This window comes from Kluyvera sichuanensis (assembly GCF_040930405.1).
GTDB lineage: Bacteria > Pseudomonadota > Gammaproteobacteria > Enterobacterales > Enterobacteriaceae > Kluyvera > Kluyvera sichuanensis.
In genome coordinates this window covers 4,212,618-4,227,362 of the sequence record NZ_CP162271.1, presented here as the reverse complement: position 1 = coordinate 4,227,362, position 14,745 = coordinate 4,212,618, and the positions used below count along the sequence as shown (strand labels likewise).

The window sequence follows — 14,745 nt, the reverse complement described above, 5'->3', positions numbered from 1 at the left end:
CAATTCCTTCTTAAGCTGTCGCCGCCAGAGTGGCGCTATCGATTAAATCCAGCACTTCCTGCTCGGTGCGGCAGGCGCGTAAACGGTCGAAATTGGCTTCATCTTCAAACAGATTGACGATCTGCATGATGCCCTCTTCCTGATGGGTGCGAGCATCGACCGCCGCCAGGGTGATGAGAATATCGACCGGGTCGTTGTCTTCGTGGTTAAACACCATCGGGGTTTTCAGGGTGACTAATGCAAAACCGTTTTTCTTCACCCCTTCTTCAGGGCGGCCATGCGGCATCGCCAGACCTGGGGCAATAACGAAGTACGGGCCGAAGCGCTCAACGCCATCCAGAATCGCCTGGAAGTAGCGCGGCTCTACCACACCAGCCTCCACCAGCAGATCCACGCCCACTTTGACCGCCTCCTGCCAGCTATTGGCTTCCGCCTGCAGGCGGATGGATTTATTCTCCGCCAATGAATCACGTAGCTTCATAGGTTGTCCTTACTTCACGTCTTTCGGGAAATGCGCGCTGATGACTTCCATCAGCTTCGGACCAAAATCGGCCGCCGAGAGCATATTGCGTACGCCCACCACGTATTTGTTGCCGGAGACGGTGATTTCGCTCGCCACGTGGGTGGAGGCGATAATGATGTCGGCCCCGCTCAGCTCGCTTTTGTACTCGCCTACCGCACAGCTGTTTACCGTGTGATCAACGCCCTGCTCTTTGAGGAACTGGTCGACTTTCATCTTCATAATCATGGAGCTGCCTTGCCCACAACCACATACAGCCAGGATACGTACGGTCATAATCAACACTCCTTAGTGAGCAGAAACTTCTGCCATTTGTTTTTCCGCATCTTCTTCGGCACGCAGGGTGCGGCCAGCGAAGAACATATAAGCCAGGGCAATCACGATAATGACGGCCATGAAAATCAGCCCGATGGAGGCAAAGCCCTGCATCATCGGCGGTGCCAGAATTGACCAGTCGGCCATCCCCATCCAGGCGCTCATGCCGGTCAGTTTCACCGCCCATACGCAGCCGAAGATTTCGATCATCCCCATCACCAGACAAATCTTGAGCGCCGCGCGCCAGCCGCCGAAGTGGTTGGCAAAGACGCCGATGGTGGCGTTGGAGAAGAACATCGGGATAAAGCCAGGAATAATCAGGATGGAAGAGCCGCAGCCGACAAGAATGCCCACGGCAATCAGCTGGCCGATGGTGCCCCACATAAAGCCCCATACGACGGCGTTTGGCGCGAAGCTATAAATGGCGGCGCAGTCAATCGCCAGTACGGCACCGGGGATCAGACGCTGAGAGATACCGTTAAAGGCTTCGGACAACTCGGCGACGAACATACGTACGCCCTGGGTGATGATGAAAATCGCCACCGCAAACGAGAAGCCGGTTTGCAGAATGTAGATAGTCCAGTGGGTTTTCCCGGCCATCGCCTGCACCACGTCCAGACCGAACGACAGCAGAATCGCGCCGAAGAAGACCGTCATCACGATGGCGGTGGAGACAATGTTGTCATGGAAGATATTGAGCCAGCCCGGCAGCTTCAGATCCTCCACGCTCTCCTCTTTTTTACCGAGGAACGGCGCCACCTTGTAGGCAATCCATGAAGCAAACTGCTGCTGGTGACCGATGGAGAAGCCGCAGTTGTCCGTCACTTTCTGGGTCGGCTTGTACATCATGTTGGAGGTAATGCCCCAGTAGAGCGACACCAGCACCGCGGTGCAGATAATGGTGGTCCACATCGAGTAGCCGCAGATATAGAAGAACACCGCAATCAGGCCGGCCTGCTGGAACATGATGTGCCCGGTGAGCATGATGGTGCGGATCCCCGTAATACGCCGCAGCAGTACGTAGCAGATGTTCAGCGCCAACGCTAACAGCACCGCATATCCCACCCAGCTATAGGCATCGCCCATTCGTTCGATGGTTGCCATCATTGAAGCGTAGGTATCAGAGATGGCACCGTTGATGCCGTAGACCTCGGACATCTTTGCTACCACCGGTTTGAAGGTGCTGGTCAGGATGCCGGACCCCGCCTGCAGCAGCATAAAACCGATAATCGTTTTGATGGTGCCTTTGATAATCACGCTGACGCTTTTACGCAGCAGGATATAGCCGAGACAGGTCACGATACCCAGCAGCAGCGGGGCGTTGGTCATCACCTGATTAAAAAAGACGGTAAAGATGTTGTAGAGGATCTCCATAACGCTCTCCGATAAATGAAGTGGCTGAACCAGCAACCCTGCTCAGCGGTGGTGTGACACACTCTAATAATCAAAAATAATCACAAAAAGATGCAATTTGATTAAATGTGACGCGCACCGCAATAATAAGCACATTTAAAGAATGGAATTAATAACCATTCAGAAAACACCAAATTAATTCAATTAAATCAATTAATTGGAAATAGAATATAGGTTAACAATTATTGATTTATGGTTACCAGCCATTGAGATCGTCCTCTCACACGTCAAAAAACATCATTGCAATAATGAAAAAACGGTGACAACATCAATCATAACAAATCACAATATGATTACTTATGACGATTTAAGAGGAAAACACGATGAGTAAAGTTGAGACCATCTCGCGAGAATCCTGGATTCTGAGCACCTTCCCAGAGTGGGGTAGCTGGCTGAATGAAGAGATCGAGCAGGAGCAGGTCGCGCCGGGCACTTTTGCGATGTGGTGGCTGGGCTGCACCGGTATCTGGCTGAAATCACAGGGCGGCACCAACGTCTGCGTCGATTTCTGGTGTGGTACGGGGAAACAGAGCCACGGCAACCCGCTGATGAAGCAGGGTCATCAGATGCAGCGCATGGCGGGGGTAAAAAAATTACAGCCGAATCTGCGCACCACGCCGTTTGTGCTGGATCCGTTTGCCATTCGTCAGATCGACGCCGTGTTGGCGACCCACGATCATAACGATCATATCGATGTGAACGTGGCGGCCGCCGTCATGCAGAACTGCGCGGACGATGTGCCATTTATCGGGCCACAAACCTGCGTCGATCTGTGGGTGGGCTGGGGCGTGCCAAAAGAGCGCTGCATCGTGGTGAAACCGGGCGACGTGGTGAAGATAAAGGATATTGAAATTCATGCGCTTGATGCCTTTGACCGTACCGCGCTGATTACGCTACCTGCCGATCAAAAAGCCGCTGGCGTGCTGCCGGACGGTATGGACGCGCGTGCCGTAAACTACCTGTTCAAAACGCCGGGCGGCACCCTGTATCACAGCGGCGACTCCCACTACTCCAACTACTACGCCAAGCACGGCAACGAGCACCATATCGACGTCGCGCTGGGCTCCTACGGCGAGAACCCGCGCGGGATCACCGACAAAATGACCAGCGCCGATATGCTGCGTATGGCCGAAGCGCTGAACACCAAAGTGGTGATCCCTTTCCACCACGATATCTGGTCAAACTTCCAGGCCGATCCGCAGGAAATTCGCGTGCTGTGGGAGATGAAAAAAGACCGTCTGAAATACGGATTTAAGCCGTTTATCTGGCAGGTTGGCGGCAAGTTTACCTGGCCGCTGGATAAAGATAATTTCGAATATCACTATCCGCGTGGCTTCGACGATTGCTTTACCATTGAGCCGGATCTGCCGTTTAAATCGTTCTTATAATTGCACATTCCCGGCGTCGCTGCGCTCGGCCGGACTACGAATTCCCAGGTAGCCCGGCCGAGCGCAGCGACGCCGGGGAACACTCTCCCCCGCATATACTTTTAGTATTTTGGCTATTTTTCAAATATCATCTTTAATCATCATTTTTTTTCGGATTAGCTCATGACGGAAGCGCAAAGACATCAGATTCTACTGGACCTGCTGGCGCAAGCGGGTTTTATAACAGTAGAGCAGGTGATTTCCCGTCTGGGGATCTCACCCGCCACGGCCCGCAGGGACATCAACAAGCTTGATGAAAGCGGCAAGCTGAAAAAAGTGCGCAACGGCGCCGAGGCCGTAAACCAGCAGCGCCCGCGCTGGTCACCGATGAACATTCATCAGGCACAAAATCACGACGAGAAAGTGCGCATCGCGAAAGCGGCGTCGCAGCTGGTGATGCCCGGTGAAAGCGTGGTGATCAACTGCGGCTCGACCGCTTTCCTGGTCGGCCAGGAGATCTGCGGTAAACCGGTGCAGATCATCACCAACTACCTGCCGCTGGCAAATTACCTTATCGATCAAGAGCACGACAGCGTGATCATTATGGGCGGGCAGTACAACCGCAGCCACGCCATCACGCTCAGCCCACAGGGCAGCGAAAACAGCCTGTACGCCGGACACTGGATGTTTACCAGCGGCAAAGGGCTGACGGCGGAAGGGTTATACAAAACCGACATGCTCACCGCCATGGCAGAACAGAAAATGCTGAACGTGGTGGGCAAGCTTGTCGTACTGGTCGATAGCAGCAAGGTTGGCGAACGAGCGGGCATGCTGTTCAGTCGCGCCGATGAGATCGATATGCTGATCACCGGCAAGCAGGCTGACGCGGAGATCCTCAAGAAGCTTGAGGATCAGGGCGTGAAGGTCATCCGCGTTTAAAGATGCTGGCGGAAAAAGGCCACCGTACTGTCCAGCGCTTCAGGCGTAATACGGTGGCGAACGCCCGCCTGCCAGACGCAGGTGAGGTGTTCATCCAGTTCAGCTTCACGCAGCGCCTGCTGAAGCCGGAACGTCTCCCCCGCTGGCACTACATCATCCTCTTCTCCATGCCATAACAGCAAAGGCCTGTCCGCCAGACGCGCCAGCTGGTGCCCGATATCCCATTTCGCCAGCGGAGCCAGCAGGCGTGCCTTCTCAATAGCGTTTGCCGCAGACGGCGGGAATAACGTTTGGGAGAGCGAGGAGAAATAGCCCGAGCCCATCAGGCTTGCCACACATTTCACCCCCGGATGCTGCGCCATCAGCCCCAGCGCGGTCATACCGCCCATCGAGGCTCCTGCCACCGCTAACCGCCCGTCGCTCACCAGCCCGCTTGCCAACAGCGCATCACGCAGCGTCGGGAACTCGGTAAAGTTCTGCACCAGAATCTGCCAGAAATGCTGTAACCGCTCGGCGCCATCACCGTTGAAGCGTTCCCCATGCTCGGCGGCGTTGGGCATCACCACCCGAAAGCCCGCCTGCGCCAGCGCTACGGCAAAATAGCTATAAACAACGTTCGACGAGGTGAAACCGTGATAAAACACTATGCTGGGAAGCGCCTTTTCACTACATCCCTTTGGGTAAGCATGCAAAATTTGCTGTCCTGCCAGGGTGCGCATTTCCAGTTCAATCATGAGTTATCTCCTTTAGCTATGCTGATATGGCATACGAAAATTGATGCAGTATGATGACGACAATACCCCTGATTTATAACATTGAGAACCCGGTTACGAAATCGTGATATTTTCATTCGAAAATAGCGCTATGGTTAACAAATCAGGAACATTCGCCTAAAGCGAAATGCTTTCCCCACTACACTATGACTATCAGGAAACGGGAAATGGCTAAACGACGGTTTATCCCACTGTTGCTGGCGCTCTTGTTGAGCGGTTGTACCATTCTGGAAGGCACCCCTGAAGCGCCTCCACCGGTCACCGATCACCCGCAGGAGATTCGTCGCAACCAGACGGAAGGTTTGCAGCGCATGGGTACGGTTAGCGCGTTGGTGTTTGGCTCTCCGATGGATGTTGAAGCGTCTATCAAAGAGAAAGTCACCGCGCAAAAGGCAGATTACTACGTGATCGTCATGATGGATGACACCGTAGTGCCGGGCCAGTGGTACGCGCAGGCCATCCTCTACCGTAAGTAGTTTTACGAGCTTTACGTAGGTTTGCACCGTTTCACGTTTCCCTGATGCACAATGGCGCCTCTGTCTGGATACAGGATATGCGTCTGCTATGGACTGCCCCCACTGGGTTATGTGAAATGGAGCTGACGATGAAACAAACACTTACCTTATCTACCCTGCTTTTGTCAGGCGGCAGCCATGCCGCGGCGGCGCAATCTGCAGAGTTCGCCAGCGCAGACTGCGTAACGGGGCTAAATGAAATTGGGCTGATTTCGGTGAATAACGTCACCGGAAGCCTGGAAGATGTCGAACAGGTCATCGCTCGTAAGGCGGATGAACAAGGCGCTTCCTGGTATCGTATTGTGCAGATGTATGAAGAGCCCCAGCAGGATAACTGGCGTGCACAGGCGATTATCTATGCCTAACACTCGTCACTAGTGGAAGAAGCGTTACGCTTGTCGCGCCTCTTCCACCCGCTTCTCTTGCCTATCGTCCTCCGCCCGTCGCCCGACACAGCAGGTCATTAATCACCGCTTCGCTTAGCAACGCACCGCCTCGCGGATCCAACATCATCCTACACCAGGCCTGAGCCATCGGTGGCGACGCATGACGCAGCATCTGCGCACCAACCCCCAGCAGGTACAGCTGATGCGTAATTTCACGTCCCTGAGATTCAGAAGGCTTACGCAGCCGCTGCTGCAGCTGTCGCCAGTGCCGGTCGAAATGACGATCCTGGCCCTTCACCTCATTGCATTCGACCACCAGCAGCGCCATTGCGTCAGGCTGCTTCACCAGCACCCGCAGCACATCAAGACACATGATATTGCCCGAGCCTTCCCAGATGCTGTTCACCGGCATCTCCCGGTACAGGCGCGGCAACTCACTCTCTTCGCAGTAGCCAATCCCGCCCAGCACTTCCATCGCCTCCGCCACGAATGGAATGCCGGCCTTGCAGATAGCAAACTTGGCCGCAGGGGTGAAAAGACGCGCCCACAGCGCCTCCTGCGGCTGATGATTCTGGCCCCAGGCGCTGGCGAGACGAAACATAAACGCGGTCTGCCCTTCCAGCTGGAGCGCCATTTTCCCCAGCACCTGGCGCATCAGCGGCAGGTCGATCAGGTTATGGCCAAACGCCTGACGCTGGAAGGCGTGGTACAGCGCCACCGACAGCGCGCGACGCATCAGGCTATGGCTGCCCAGCGCGCAATCAAAGCGCGTTAGCCCGCCCATTCTGAGGATTTGCCGGATACCGTCGCCCTCTTCGCCTAGCGGCCAGCCGAGGGCCTGCTGGAACTCCACTTCGCTGCTGGCGTTGGCGCGGTTGCCGAGCTTGTCTTTCAGCCGCTCAAGGCGAATGGCATTGCGGGTGCCGTCGGGCAGCAGGCGCGGCACAAAGAAGCAGGTTAACCCACCGCTGGCCTGCGCCAACACCAGATGCGCGTCGCTCTGCGGCACCGAATAGAACCATTTATGCCCGGTAAGCTGATAACTGCCGTCCTCCAGTCGTTCAGCCCGCGTGCTGTTGCTCAGCACGTCCGAACCGCCCTGCTTTTCGGTCATCCCCATGCCGATCAGAAGCCCGCGCTTCTGCGCGCCGGGCAGCTGGTGCGGGTCATAGCGATCGCTAAGCAGCGCCGAGCGCCAGTCGGCAAAAAGCGGCGGCAGCGTTTTTAGCAACAGCGGCGTAGCGGCAAAGGTCATGGTGATGGGGCATAGCGTGCCGGCTTCCACCTGCGCATGCAGCATAAAGCGCGCGGCGCGGGCGACAAACGCTCCGCTGCGGGCCTCTTCCTCCCAGGGAAGGTTATGCACCCGGTTAGCGCAAAGCCCCTGCATCAGCAGATGCCAGGCGGGATGAAAGCGAACGTCGTCAAGCCGCTGCCCCTGGGGATCGTAGCGTAATAGTTCAGGAGGATGGGCGTTGGCGAGTCTGCCAAGCTCCAGCGACTCGGCGGTGCCGAGCTGTTGGCCGATGCTCGCCAGTAGCTCGCTGTCCCAGCCGGCATCATAGCGGGCAACCGCATCACGCAGCGCAACGTCAGATAAGAACAGGTTACTGTTATTTAAGGGGATAGGTTGATTAAAAACGGTGTGTGTTTGCCAGTTCATTGTGTCTCCCTCCGTCAATGGGCAACCTGTTAAGTATGGACGGTCAGGGAAGATGCACAATAAAAAAGCCACCCGAAAGGGTGGCCTGAATGCAGAACCCGGCGGCGCTTAGCCTGGACGGGCTACCGAATGGTAGCCCGGGCGAGGCGTTTACGCCGACCCCGGGAACGGTGTATTAGCTACGCTGGCGCACCGCTTCAAACAGGCAGATGCCGGTTGCCACGGAGACGTTCAGCGACGATACGGTACCCGCCATAGGAATGCTGATCAGCTCATCGCAGTGTTCGCGGGTCAGACGGCGCATACCTTCACCTTCTGCGCCCATCACCAGCGCCATCGCGCCGGTCATTTTGCTCTGATACAGGGTGTGGGTCGCTTCACCGGCGGTGCCCACAATCCAGACGCTCTCTTCCTGCAGCATACGCATGGTACGCGCCAGGTTGGTTACGCGGATAAGCGGTACGCTTTCGGCAGCGCCACAAGCTACTTTTTTCGCCGTCGCATTCAGCTGCGCCGAACGGTCTTTCGGGACGATAACCGCGTGCACGCCAGCAGCGTCGGCGCTACGCAGGCAGGCGCCGAGGTTATGCGGGTCGGTGACACCATCGAGGATCAGCAGGAACGGGCTGTCGAGCGAAGCGATCAGATCCGGCAGATCGTTTTCCTGATACTGACGGCCCGGCTTCACGCGCGCGATAATGCCCTGGTGCACGGCACCTTCGCTTTTCTCATCCAGGAACTGACGGTTCGCCAGCTGAATCACCACGCCCTGCGCTTCGAGCGCATGGATCAGCGGCATCAGGCGCTTATCGTCGCGGCCTTTCAGAATAAAAACTTCCTGAAAACGTTCAGGCGCGCGCTCCAGCAGTGCCTGCACTGCGTGGATGCCGTAAATCATTTCACTCATGAATATACTCGTTGTTAATTCTACGTTGTGATTACCCTCACCCTAGCCCTCTCCCTGGAAGGGAGAGGGCACAGTTCTCCCTCGCCCCTAAGGGGAGAGGGTCGGGGTGAGGGGAATGGGGTTATTCCGCCGCTTTCTTCTTCGCGGCACGCTTAGCTTTGGTCGCTGCGGCGATTTTTTGCGTCTTGGTGGAAGGCTTTTTGGCCTTCTTCGCCGCCCCTTTCTCGGTTGAAGCCGGTTTAGCTTTCGCTTTACCTTTCTTCTCGCCGCGGAAGGCGCTGTCCGGTTCGAAGTTAGTGCGCTTGCCCGCCTGACGACGACGGCTGGCGCTCGGCTTGCCGCCGCTGCCTTTCTTCGCTTTCTCGCGCTCGGTTTTACCGACGTTACGCGGGCCGCGCTCGCTGGAGATCAGCGAGAAGTCGATTTTACGCTCGTCCATGTTGACCGCTTCCACGCGCACTTCCACGCGATCGCCCAGACGATAGGTCTGGCCGCCGGATTCACCAATCAGACGCTGGCCGACCTGGTCAAAGCGATAGTAGTCGTTGTCCAGCGAGGAGACGTGGACCAGACCATCGATGAACAGTTCGTCCAGACGCACGAAGAAGCCAAAGCCGGTCACGCTCGCGATCACGCCGTTAAAGACGTTACCCACCTGATCCTGCATGAAGTCACACTTCAGCCAGTCAGAGACATCACGGGTCGCTTCGTCAGCACGGCGTTCGGTCATCGAACAGTGCTGACCCAGTTGCAGCATCTCTTCCATCGAATAATGGTAGCCGCCGGTGTCGGTGCTGTTGCCCTTATGACCCTGCTCTTTCGCCAGCAGATACTTGATGGCACGGTGCAGCGACAGGTCAGGATAACGACGAATCGGCGAGGTGAAGTGCGCATAGGACTGCAGCGCCAGGCCAAAGTGACCGCGGTTTTCCGGGTCATAGATAGCCTGCTTCATTGAACGCAGCAGCATGGTTTGCAGCATCTCGGCATCAGGACGGTCGGCGACAGATTCCAGCAGCTCGGCGTAGTCGCGCGGCTCCGGTTTGTTGCCGCCAGGCAGTTCGAGGCCAAGTTCAGACAACACCGAACGGAACGCGGTAATCGCTTCGGTCGTTGGCTTGTCGTGAATACGGAACAGCGCAGGCTCCTGAGCTTTCTCGACGAAACGCGCCGCCGAGATGTTCGCCATGATCATGCACTCTTCAATCAGTTTGTGCGCGTCATTACGCTGGGTCTGTTCGATACGCTCAATGCGGCGTTCGGCGTTGAAGATGAACTTCGCCTCTTCGCTCTCAAACGAGATCCCGCCGCGCTCGGCGCGAGCCTGATCCAGCACCTTGTAGAGGTTATGCAGCTCTTCAATGTGTTTCACCAGCGGTGCGTACTGTTCACGCAGCTCCTGGTCGCCCTGCAGCATATGCCAGACCTTGGTGTAGGTCAGACGCGCGTGGGAGCTCATCACCGCTTCGTAGAATTTGAAGCCGGTTAAACGGCCCTTCGACGAAATGGTCATTTCGCAGACCATACACAGGCGGTCAACCTGAGGGTTCAGCGAGCACAGGCCGTTGGAGAGCACTTCCGGCAGCATCGGCACAACCTGCGTTGGGAAGTAGACCGACGTACCACGGTTGCGCGCTTCGCCGTCCAGCGGCGTCGGTGGGCGCACGTAGTAGCTGACGTCAGCAATGGCAACCCACAGGCGCCAGCCGCCACCGCGTTTTTTCTCGCAGTAGACCGCATCATCGAAGTCACGAGCGTCTTCGCCGTCGATAGTGACCAGCGGCAGGTCGCGCAGGTCTACACGACCCACTTTCGCCTCTTCAGGCACCTGCTCTTTCAGCCCGGCAACCTGTGCTTCCACCGCTGGCGGCCAGACGTAGGGAATTTCATGGGTGCGCAGCGCCATCTCAACGGCCATGCCGGTCCCCATGTTGTCGCCCAGCACTTCAACGATTTTACCAATCGCTTTGGTGCGGCGGGTTGGGCGCTGGGTCAGTTCGACCACCACCACAAAGCCCATGCGCGCACCCATCACCGACTCAGGCGGGATGAGGATATCAAAGCTCAGGCGGCTGTCGTCCGGGACCACAAAGCCCACGCCAGCGTCGGTAAAGTAGCGGCCGACGATCTGCGCATTGCGCGGCACCAGTACGCGAACGATACGCGCTTCGCGGCGGCCTTTACGATCCGCGCCCAGCGGCTGTGCCAGCACTTCATCGCCGTGCATGCACATTTTCATCTGTTCGCTCGACAGATACAGGTCGTCTTTACGGCCTTCAACGCGCAGGAAGCCGAAGCCATCGCGGTGACCGATAACCATGCCTTTCAGCAGGTCGAGACGTTCCGGCAGCGCATAGCACTGGCGGCGGGTAAAGACTAACTGCCCATCGCGCTCCATGGCGCGCAGGCGGCGGCGCAGCGCTTCAATCTGCTCTTCGCCTTCAATATTAAGTTCGACGGCCAGTTCTTCACGGTTGGCCGGTTTTTCGCGTTTTGTTAAGTGTTCGAGGATAAATTCCCGGCTCGGGATAGGATTCGAATATTTTTCTGCTTCGCGTTCCAGGAAAGGATCTTTTGACATGTCGGTTCCTCCGTCATCATCGCTGCTGGCGGGAGTCGTTATTCCACCAGCAATAATTTATATAGCGGTTGATTCTTTTCAACCAAATCAGCCAGTGTGTAGTTATCCAACTCCTTGAGAAAACATTGCACGGCTTGAGCAAGTGCCTGTTTCAAACGACAGGCTGGCGTAATATGGCAAAATTCGCTGCTGCAGTTCACCAGCGATAACGGTTCGAGTTCACGCACCACGTCTCCGACGCGGATATCCTTGGCTGGTTTACCCAGACGGATCCCGCCATTTTTTCCCCGCACGGCCATCACGTATCCGGCGCGACTGAGCTGGTTGATTATTTTAACCATATGGTTACGCGACACGCCGTAGACCTCGGTTACCTCCGAGATGCTGGTCATGTTGCCTTCCGGCAGCGACGCCATATAGATCAGCGCACGTAGTCCATAATCGGTAAAACTTGTTAACTGCACATCAACCTCAGGAAAAAGGGGAAAAACAGGGTGAGCCTGTTGATATTAATTATATTGATGATAAACCAGCCAGCGACTGAGCCGCTAATTTATTTCAGTTCGGGAAGGAAAAAGCGAGGGTTTAACGCACGATTAAGCCGGATGGTGACGCTTTGCGTCTTATCCGGCCTACCGAGTAGTAGGCCTGATAAGCGCAGCGCCATCGGGCGCTGCACGACGAACCAGAATTATGCGTCGAACGGGTCGCGCAGGATCATGGTTTCGGTACGGTCTGGACCAGTCGAAATAATATCGATCGGCACGCCGGTCAGTTCTTCAATACGCTTGATGTAGTCCAGCGCTGCCTGTGGCAGGCCGCTACGTTCCTTCACGCCGAAGGTGGTTTCAGACCAGCCCGGCATGGTTTCATAGATTGGCTCGATACCTTCCCAATCATCAGCTGCCAGCGGAGTGGTGGTCACTTCGCGACCATCCGGCATGCGGTAGCCCACGCAGATTTTCACTTCTTTCAGGCCGTCCAGAACGTCCAGCTTGGTCAGGCAGAAGCCAGACAGGGAGTTGATCTGTACAGCGCGACGCACGGCAACGGAGTCCAGCCAGCCGGTACGACGACGACGGCCGGTAGTGGCGCCGTATTCGTTACCCTGCTTGCACAGGAACTCACCGGTTTCATCAAACAGTTCGGTCGGGAATGGACCAGCACCCACGCGAGTGGAGTACGCTTTGATGATGCCCAGTACGTAGTCAACATAGCGCGGGCCAAGGCCAGAACCGGTTGCTACGCCACCTGCGGTGGTGTTGGAAGAGGTTACGTACGGATAGGTACCGTGGTCGATATCCAGCAGCGTACCCTGCGCGCCTTCGAACATGACGAAGTCACCGCGCTGACGAGCCTGATCCAGCAGATCAGAAACATCAACAACCATGCTGGTCAGGATGTCAGCAACTGCCATCACATCGTCCAGCACTTTCTGGTAGTCAACCGCGTCAGCTTTATAGAAGTTCACCAGCTGGAAGTTGTGATATTCCATCACTTCTTTCAGTTTGTCGGCGAAGGTTGCTTTATCGAAGAGGTCACCCACGCGCAGACCGCGACGAGCCACTTTATCTTCGTAAGCAGGACCGATACCACGACCGGTAGTACCGATAGCTTTCGCACCGCGCGCTTTTTCGCGAGCGTTATCCAGCGCGACGTGATAGTCGAGGATTAACGGGCATGCTTCGGAAAGCAGCAGACGTTCGCGAACCGGGATACCACGGTCTTCCAGGCCTTTCATCTCTTTCATCAGCGCAGCCGGAGACAGCACAACACCGTTACCGATGATGCTGGTTACATTCTCACGGAGAATACCTGATGGAATAAGATGGAGGACGGTTTTTTCACCGTTGATTACGAGAGTATGGCCCGCGTTGTGACCACCCTGATAGCGAACAACATATTTTGCACGCTCAGTAAGAAGATCGACGATCTTCCCTTTACCTTCGTCACCCCATTGGGTGCCCAGTACGACGACGTTGTTACCCATTTTTCAAAATCACCGATTGCTTAAAAATGGATTCTACCATCGCTTTTTCAGATATACAGCACTTTTTACCCATAAAATCGTGCTTTAGTGTTCTCTTTTTAATCAGCCAATCGTTTTCGTCAACATGTAGTAGATCACGACTCCAGCGACCACAAGACCGCCGCCAAATCGACGTAACATCGTATCCGGTAATTGAGTCATCGTAGAAATCATCTTGCGCCAGGCCTTCGGATAAAGCATCGGCCCCAGACCTTCAAACACTAACACCAGCGCAAGCGCCAGCCAGATTGTGGAATTCATTGATCATCCTTATAAAAGAAAACCACCGACTCCCGAAGGAGGCGGTGGTTTTGTTCAGGCTGTCGCGCGATTAACGCGTCGTGGTGCCTGGGTTCTTCATGTAACGGAAGAAGTCGCTATCCGGGCTCAGTACCATCACGTCCTGGTTGCTATCGAAGCTCGCTTCGTATGCACGCAGACTACGGATGAAGGCATAGAAGTCTGGATCCTGGCTGAAGGCATCGGCAAACAGCTTAGCGGCTTCTGCATCACCTTCACCACGCATGATACGACCCTGACGTTCTGCTTCTGCCAGCGTCTTCGTCACTTCATAGTCAGCGGTAGCGCGCAGTTTTTCTGCCTCTTCCTGACCCTGTGAACGGTGACGGCGGGCTACGGCTTCACGCTCGGCGCGCATACGGTTGTAGATAGCTTCAGAAACCTCTGCAGGCAGGTTGATCTGCTTAATACGCACATCGACCACTTCAATCCCTAACGCCGCCATACTGTTCGGGTTAATGGTTGGCCCTTTGATGTTTGCCTGCTGCTCTACGCGCTCTGCGGCTTCGGCAATCGCGTTATCCGCAGCGGGCGTAGCCACTTCGTCTTCAGCACCGGAAGAACCGGAGTTCAGGGCGTCGCGAACTTCCAGCGTCAGACGACCACGGGAGTCGGTAACGATGTCTTTCACGTCCAGACGACCAATCTCAGAACGCAGACGGTCAGAGAACTTACGTTTCAGCAGCACTTCGGCCTGGGAGACGTCACCGCCGCCGGTTGCCAGGAAGTAACGGCTAAAGTCGCTGATACGCCACTTGATGTAAGAGTCGACGATCAGGTCTTTTTTCTCTTTGGTCACGAAACGGTCGGCCTGGTTATCCATGGTCTGGATACGGGCATCGAGCATTTTCACCGACTGAATGAACGGAACCTTGAAGTGCAGGCCTGGCTCATAAATCAGCGGTTTCTTGTCGCCGTCACGCACGACGCTGCTGAACTGGAACTTAATCCCACGCTCGCCTTCTTTAACCACGAAGATAGAGGTGTAAAGCACTACCAGCACGATGATGATAATCGCAATAACTGACTTACGCATC

General features: G+C 55.7%; 15 protein-coding genes. 4 read left to right on the top strand and 11 right to left on the bottom strand.

The window, feature by feature from the left end; all coding sequences use genetic code 11:
- Nucleotides 1-10: 10 nt before the first annotated feature.
- The 3 genes from ulaC to ulaA are packed head-to-tail and all read right to left on the bottom strand — an operon-like array spanning nt 11 to nt 2,209.
- Nucleotides 11-481 carry a PTS ascorbate transporter subunit IIA gene (gene ulaC / locus AB2B48_RS20250; protein ID WP_185669108.1) on the bottom strand — a complete coding sequence of 157 codons (471 nt, stop codon included), beginning with the start codon at nt 479-481 and terminating at the stop codon, nt 11-13.
- A gap of 9 nt (nt 482-490) precedes the next feature.
- On the bottom strand, nt 491-796 hold the full coding sequence (ulaB, locus tag AB2B48_RS20245) for a PTS ascorbate transporter subunit IIB (protein ID WP_185669107.1): 306 nt from the start codon (nt 794-796) through the stop codon (nt 491-493).
- 12 nt (nt 797-808) lie between these two features.
- Nucleotides 809-2,209 (bottom strand): PTS ascorbate transporter subunit IIC, encoded by a 1,401-nt coding sequence (ulaA, locus tag AB2B48_RS20240; protein WP_368299994.1) that lies wholly within the window; start codon nt 2,207-2,209, stop codon nt 809-811.
- A gap of 362 nt (nt 2,210-2,571) precedes the next feature.
- Between ulaA and ulaG the strand changes: the two genes are divergently transcribed.
- Both ulaG and ulaR read left to right on the top strand, forming a co-directional pair.
- On the top strand, nt 2,572-3,636 hold the full coding sequence (gene ulaG / locus AB2B48_RS20235) for an L-ascorbate 6-phosphate lactonase (protein ID WP_368299993.1): 1,065 nt from the start codon (nt 2,572-2,574) through the stop codon (nt 3,634-3,636).
- 162 nt (nt 3,637-3,798) lie between these two features.
- Nucleotides 3,799-4,554 carry an HTH-type transcriptional regulator UlaR gene (gene ulaR, locus AB2B48_RS20230; RefSeq protein ID WP_185669322.1) on the top strand — a complete coding sequence of 252 codons (756 nt, stop codon included), beginning with the start codon at nt 3,799-3,801 and terminating at the stop codon, nt 4,552-4,554.
- Here the strand turns inward: ulaR and yjfP are convergent.
- The gene (gene yjfP / locus AB2B48_RS20225) at nt 4,551-5,288 is read right to left on the bottom strand and encodes an esterase (RefSeq protein WP_368299992.1); all 738 of its coding nucleotides are present in this window, start codon (nt 5,286-5,288) and stop codon (nt 4,551-4,553) included. The two genes, ulaR and yjfP, sit on opposite strands and share 4 nt — an antisense overlap.
- 206 nt (nt 5,289-5,494) lie before the next feature.
- On the opposite strand from yjfP, the gene bsmA reads away from it, so the two are divergent.
- Nucleotides 5,495-5,803, top strand: coding sequence for a biofilm peroxide resistance protein BsmA (bsmA, locus tag AB2B48_RS20220; protein WP_220439642.1), 309 nt, complete (start codon nt 5,495-5,497; stop codon nt 5,801-5,803).
- 116 nt (nt 5,804-5,919) lie between these two features.
- A complete protein-coding gene (gene yjfN, locus AB2B48_RS20215) occupies nt 5,920-6,207 on the top strand; it encodes a DUF1471 family protease activator YjfN (protein ID WP_305067772.1) in 288 nt (95 codons plus the stop codon).
- 61 nt (nt 6,208-6,268) lie between these two features.
- Here the strand turns inward: yjfN and AB2B48_RS20210 are convergent, their stop codons facing one another.
- The 7 genes from AB2B48_RS20210 to hflC form a co-directional block, all read right to left on the bottom strand.
- Nucleotides 6,269-7,891, bottom strand: coding sequence for an isovaleryl-CoA dehydrogenase (locus AB2B48_RS20210; protein ID WP_368299991.1), 1,623 nt, complete (start codon nt 7,889-7,891; stop codon nt 6,269-6,271).
- A gap of 175 nt (nt 7,892-8,066) precedes the next feature.
- On the bottom strand, nt 8,067-8,798 hold the full coding sequence (gene rlmB, locus AB2B48_RS20205; RefSeq protein ID WP_035893302.1) for a 23S rRNA (guanosine(2251)-2'-O)-methyltransferase RlmB: 732 nt from the start codon (nt 8,796-8,798) through the stop codon (nt 8,067-8,069).
- 121 nt (nt 8,799-8,919) lie between these two features.
- The gene (gene rnr / locus AB2B48_RS20200; protein ID WP_185669317.1) at nt 8,920-11,379 is read right to left on the bottom strand and encodes a ribonuclease R; all 2,460 of its coding nucleotides are present in this window, start codon (nt 11,377-11,379) and stop codon (nt 8,920-8,922) included.
- A 38-nt stretch (nt 11,380-11,417) separates the two neighbouring features.
- On the bottom strand, nt 11,418-11,843 hold the full coding sequence (gene nsrR / locus AB2B48_RS20195) for a nitric oxide-sensing transcriptional repressor NsrR (RefSeq protein ID WP_035893314.1): 426 nt from the start codon (nt 11,841-11,843) through the stop codon (nt 11,418-11,420).
- A gap of 227 nt (nt 11,844-12,070) precedes the next feature.
- Nucleotides 12,071-13,369 (bottom strand): adenylosuccinate synthase, encoded by a 1,299-nt coding sequence (gene purA / locus AB2B48_RS20190; protein ID WP_185669316.1) that lies wholly within the window; start codon nt 13,367-13,369, stop codon nt 12,071-12,073.
- A 102-nt stretch (nt 13,370-13,471) separates the two neighbouring features.
- Nucleotides 13,472-13,669: a DUF2065 domain-containing protein gene (locus tag AB2B48_RS20185; RefSeq protein ID WP_185669315.1), complete on the bottom strand. Its 198-nt coding sequence runs from the start codon at nt 13,667-13,669 to the stop codon at nt 13,472-13,474.
- Nucleotides 13,670-13,739: 70 nt separating this feature from the next.
- Nucleotides 13,740-14,744: a protease modulator HflC gene (gene hflC / locus AB2B48_RS20180; RefSeq protein ID WP_123651143.1), complete on the bottom strand. Its 1,005-nt coding sequence runs from the start codon at nt 14,742-14,744 to the stop codon at nt 13,740-13,742.
- Nucleotide 14,745: the final 1 nt, after the last annotated feature.

Coding starts and splice junctions, on each gene's coding strand:
- rnr (WP_185669317.1), bottom strand. CDS start 11,379: ATGTCAAAAGATCCTTTCCTGGAACGCGAAGCAGAAAAATATTCGAAT.
- yjfN (WP_305067772.1), top strand. CDS start 5,920: ATGGAGCTGACGATGAAACAAACACTTACCTTATCTACCCTGCTTTTG.
- AB2B48_RS20185 (WP_185669315.1), bottom strand. CDS start 13,669: ATGAATTCCACAATCTGGCTGGCGCTTGCGCTGGTGTTAGTGTTTGAA.
- ulaR (WP_185669322.1), top strand. CDS start 3,799: ATGACGGAAGCGCAAAGACATCAGATTCTACTGGACCTGCTGGCGCAA.
- purA (WP_185669316.1), bottom strand. CDS start 13,369: ATGGGTAACAACGTCGTCGTACTGGGCACCCAATGGGGTGACGAAGGT.
- ulaC (WP_185669108.1), bottom strand. CDS start 481: ATGAAGCTACGTGATTCATTGGCGGAGAATAAATCCATCCGCCTGCAG.
- AB2B48_RS20210 (WP_368299991.1), bottom strand. CDS start 7,891: ATGAACTGGCAAACACACACCGTTTTTAATCAACCTATCCCCTTAAAT.
- ulaB (WP_185669107.1), bottom strand. CDS start 796: ATGACCGTACGTATCCTGGCTGTATGTGGTTGTGGGCAAGGCAGCTCC.
- ulaG (WP_368299993.1), top strand. CDS start 2,572: ATGAGTAAAGTTGAGACCATCTCGCGAGAATCCTGGATTCTGAGCACC.
- ulaA (WP_368299994.1), bottom strand. CDS start 2,209: ATGGAGATCCTCTACAACATCTTTACCGTCTTTTTTAATCAGGTGATG.
- bsmA (WP_220439642.1), top strand. CDS start 5,495: ATGGCTAAACGACGGTTTATCCCACTGTTGCTGGCGCTCTTGTTGAGC.
- rlmB (WP_035893302.1), bottom strand. CDS start 8,798: ATGAGTGAAATGATTTACGGCATCCACGCAGTGCAGGCACTGCTGGAG.
- yjfP (WP_368299992.1), bottom strand. CDS start 5,288: ATGATTGAACTGGAAATGCGCACCCTGGCAGGACAGCAAATTTTGCAT.
- hflC (WP_123651143.1), bottom strand. CDS start 14,744: ATGCGTAAGTCAGTTATTGCGATTATCATCATCGTGCTGGTAGTGCTT.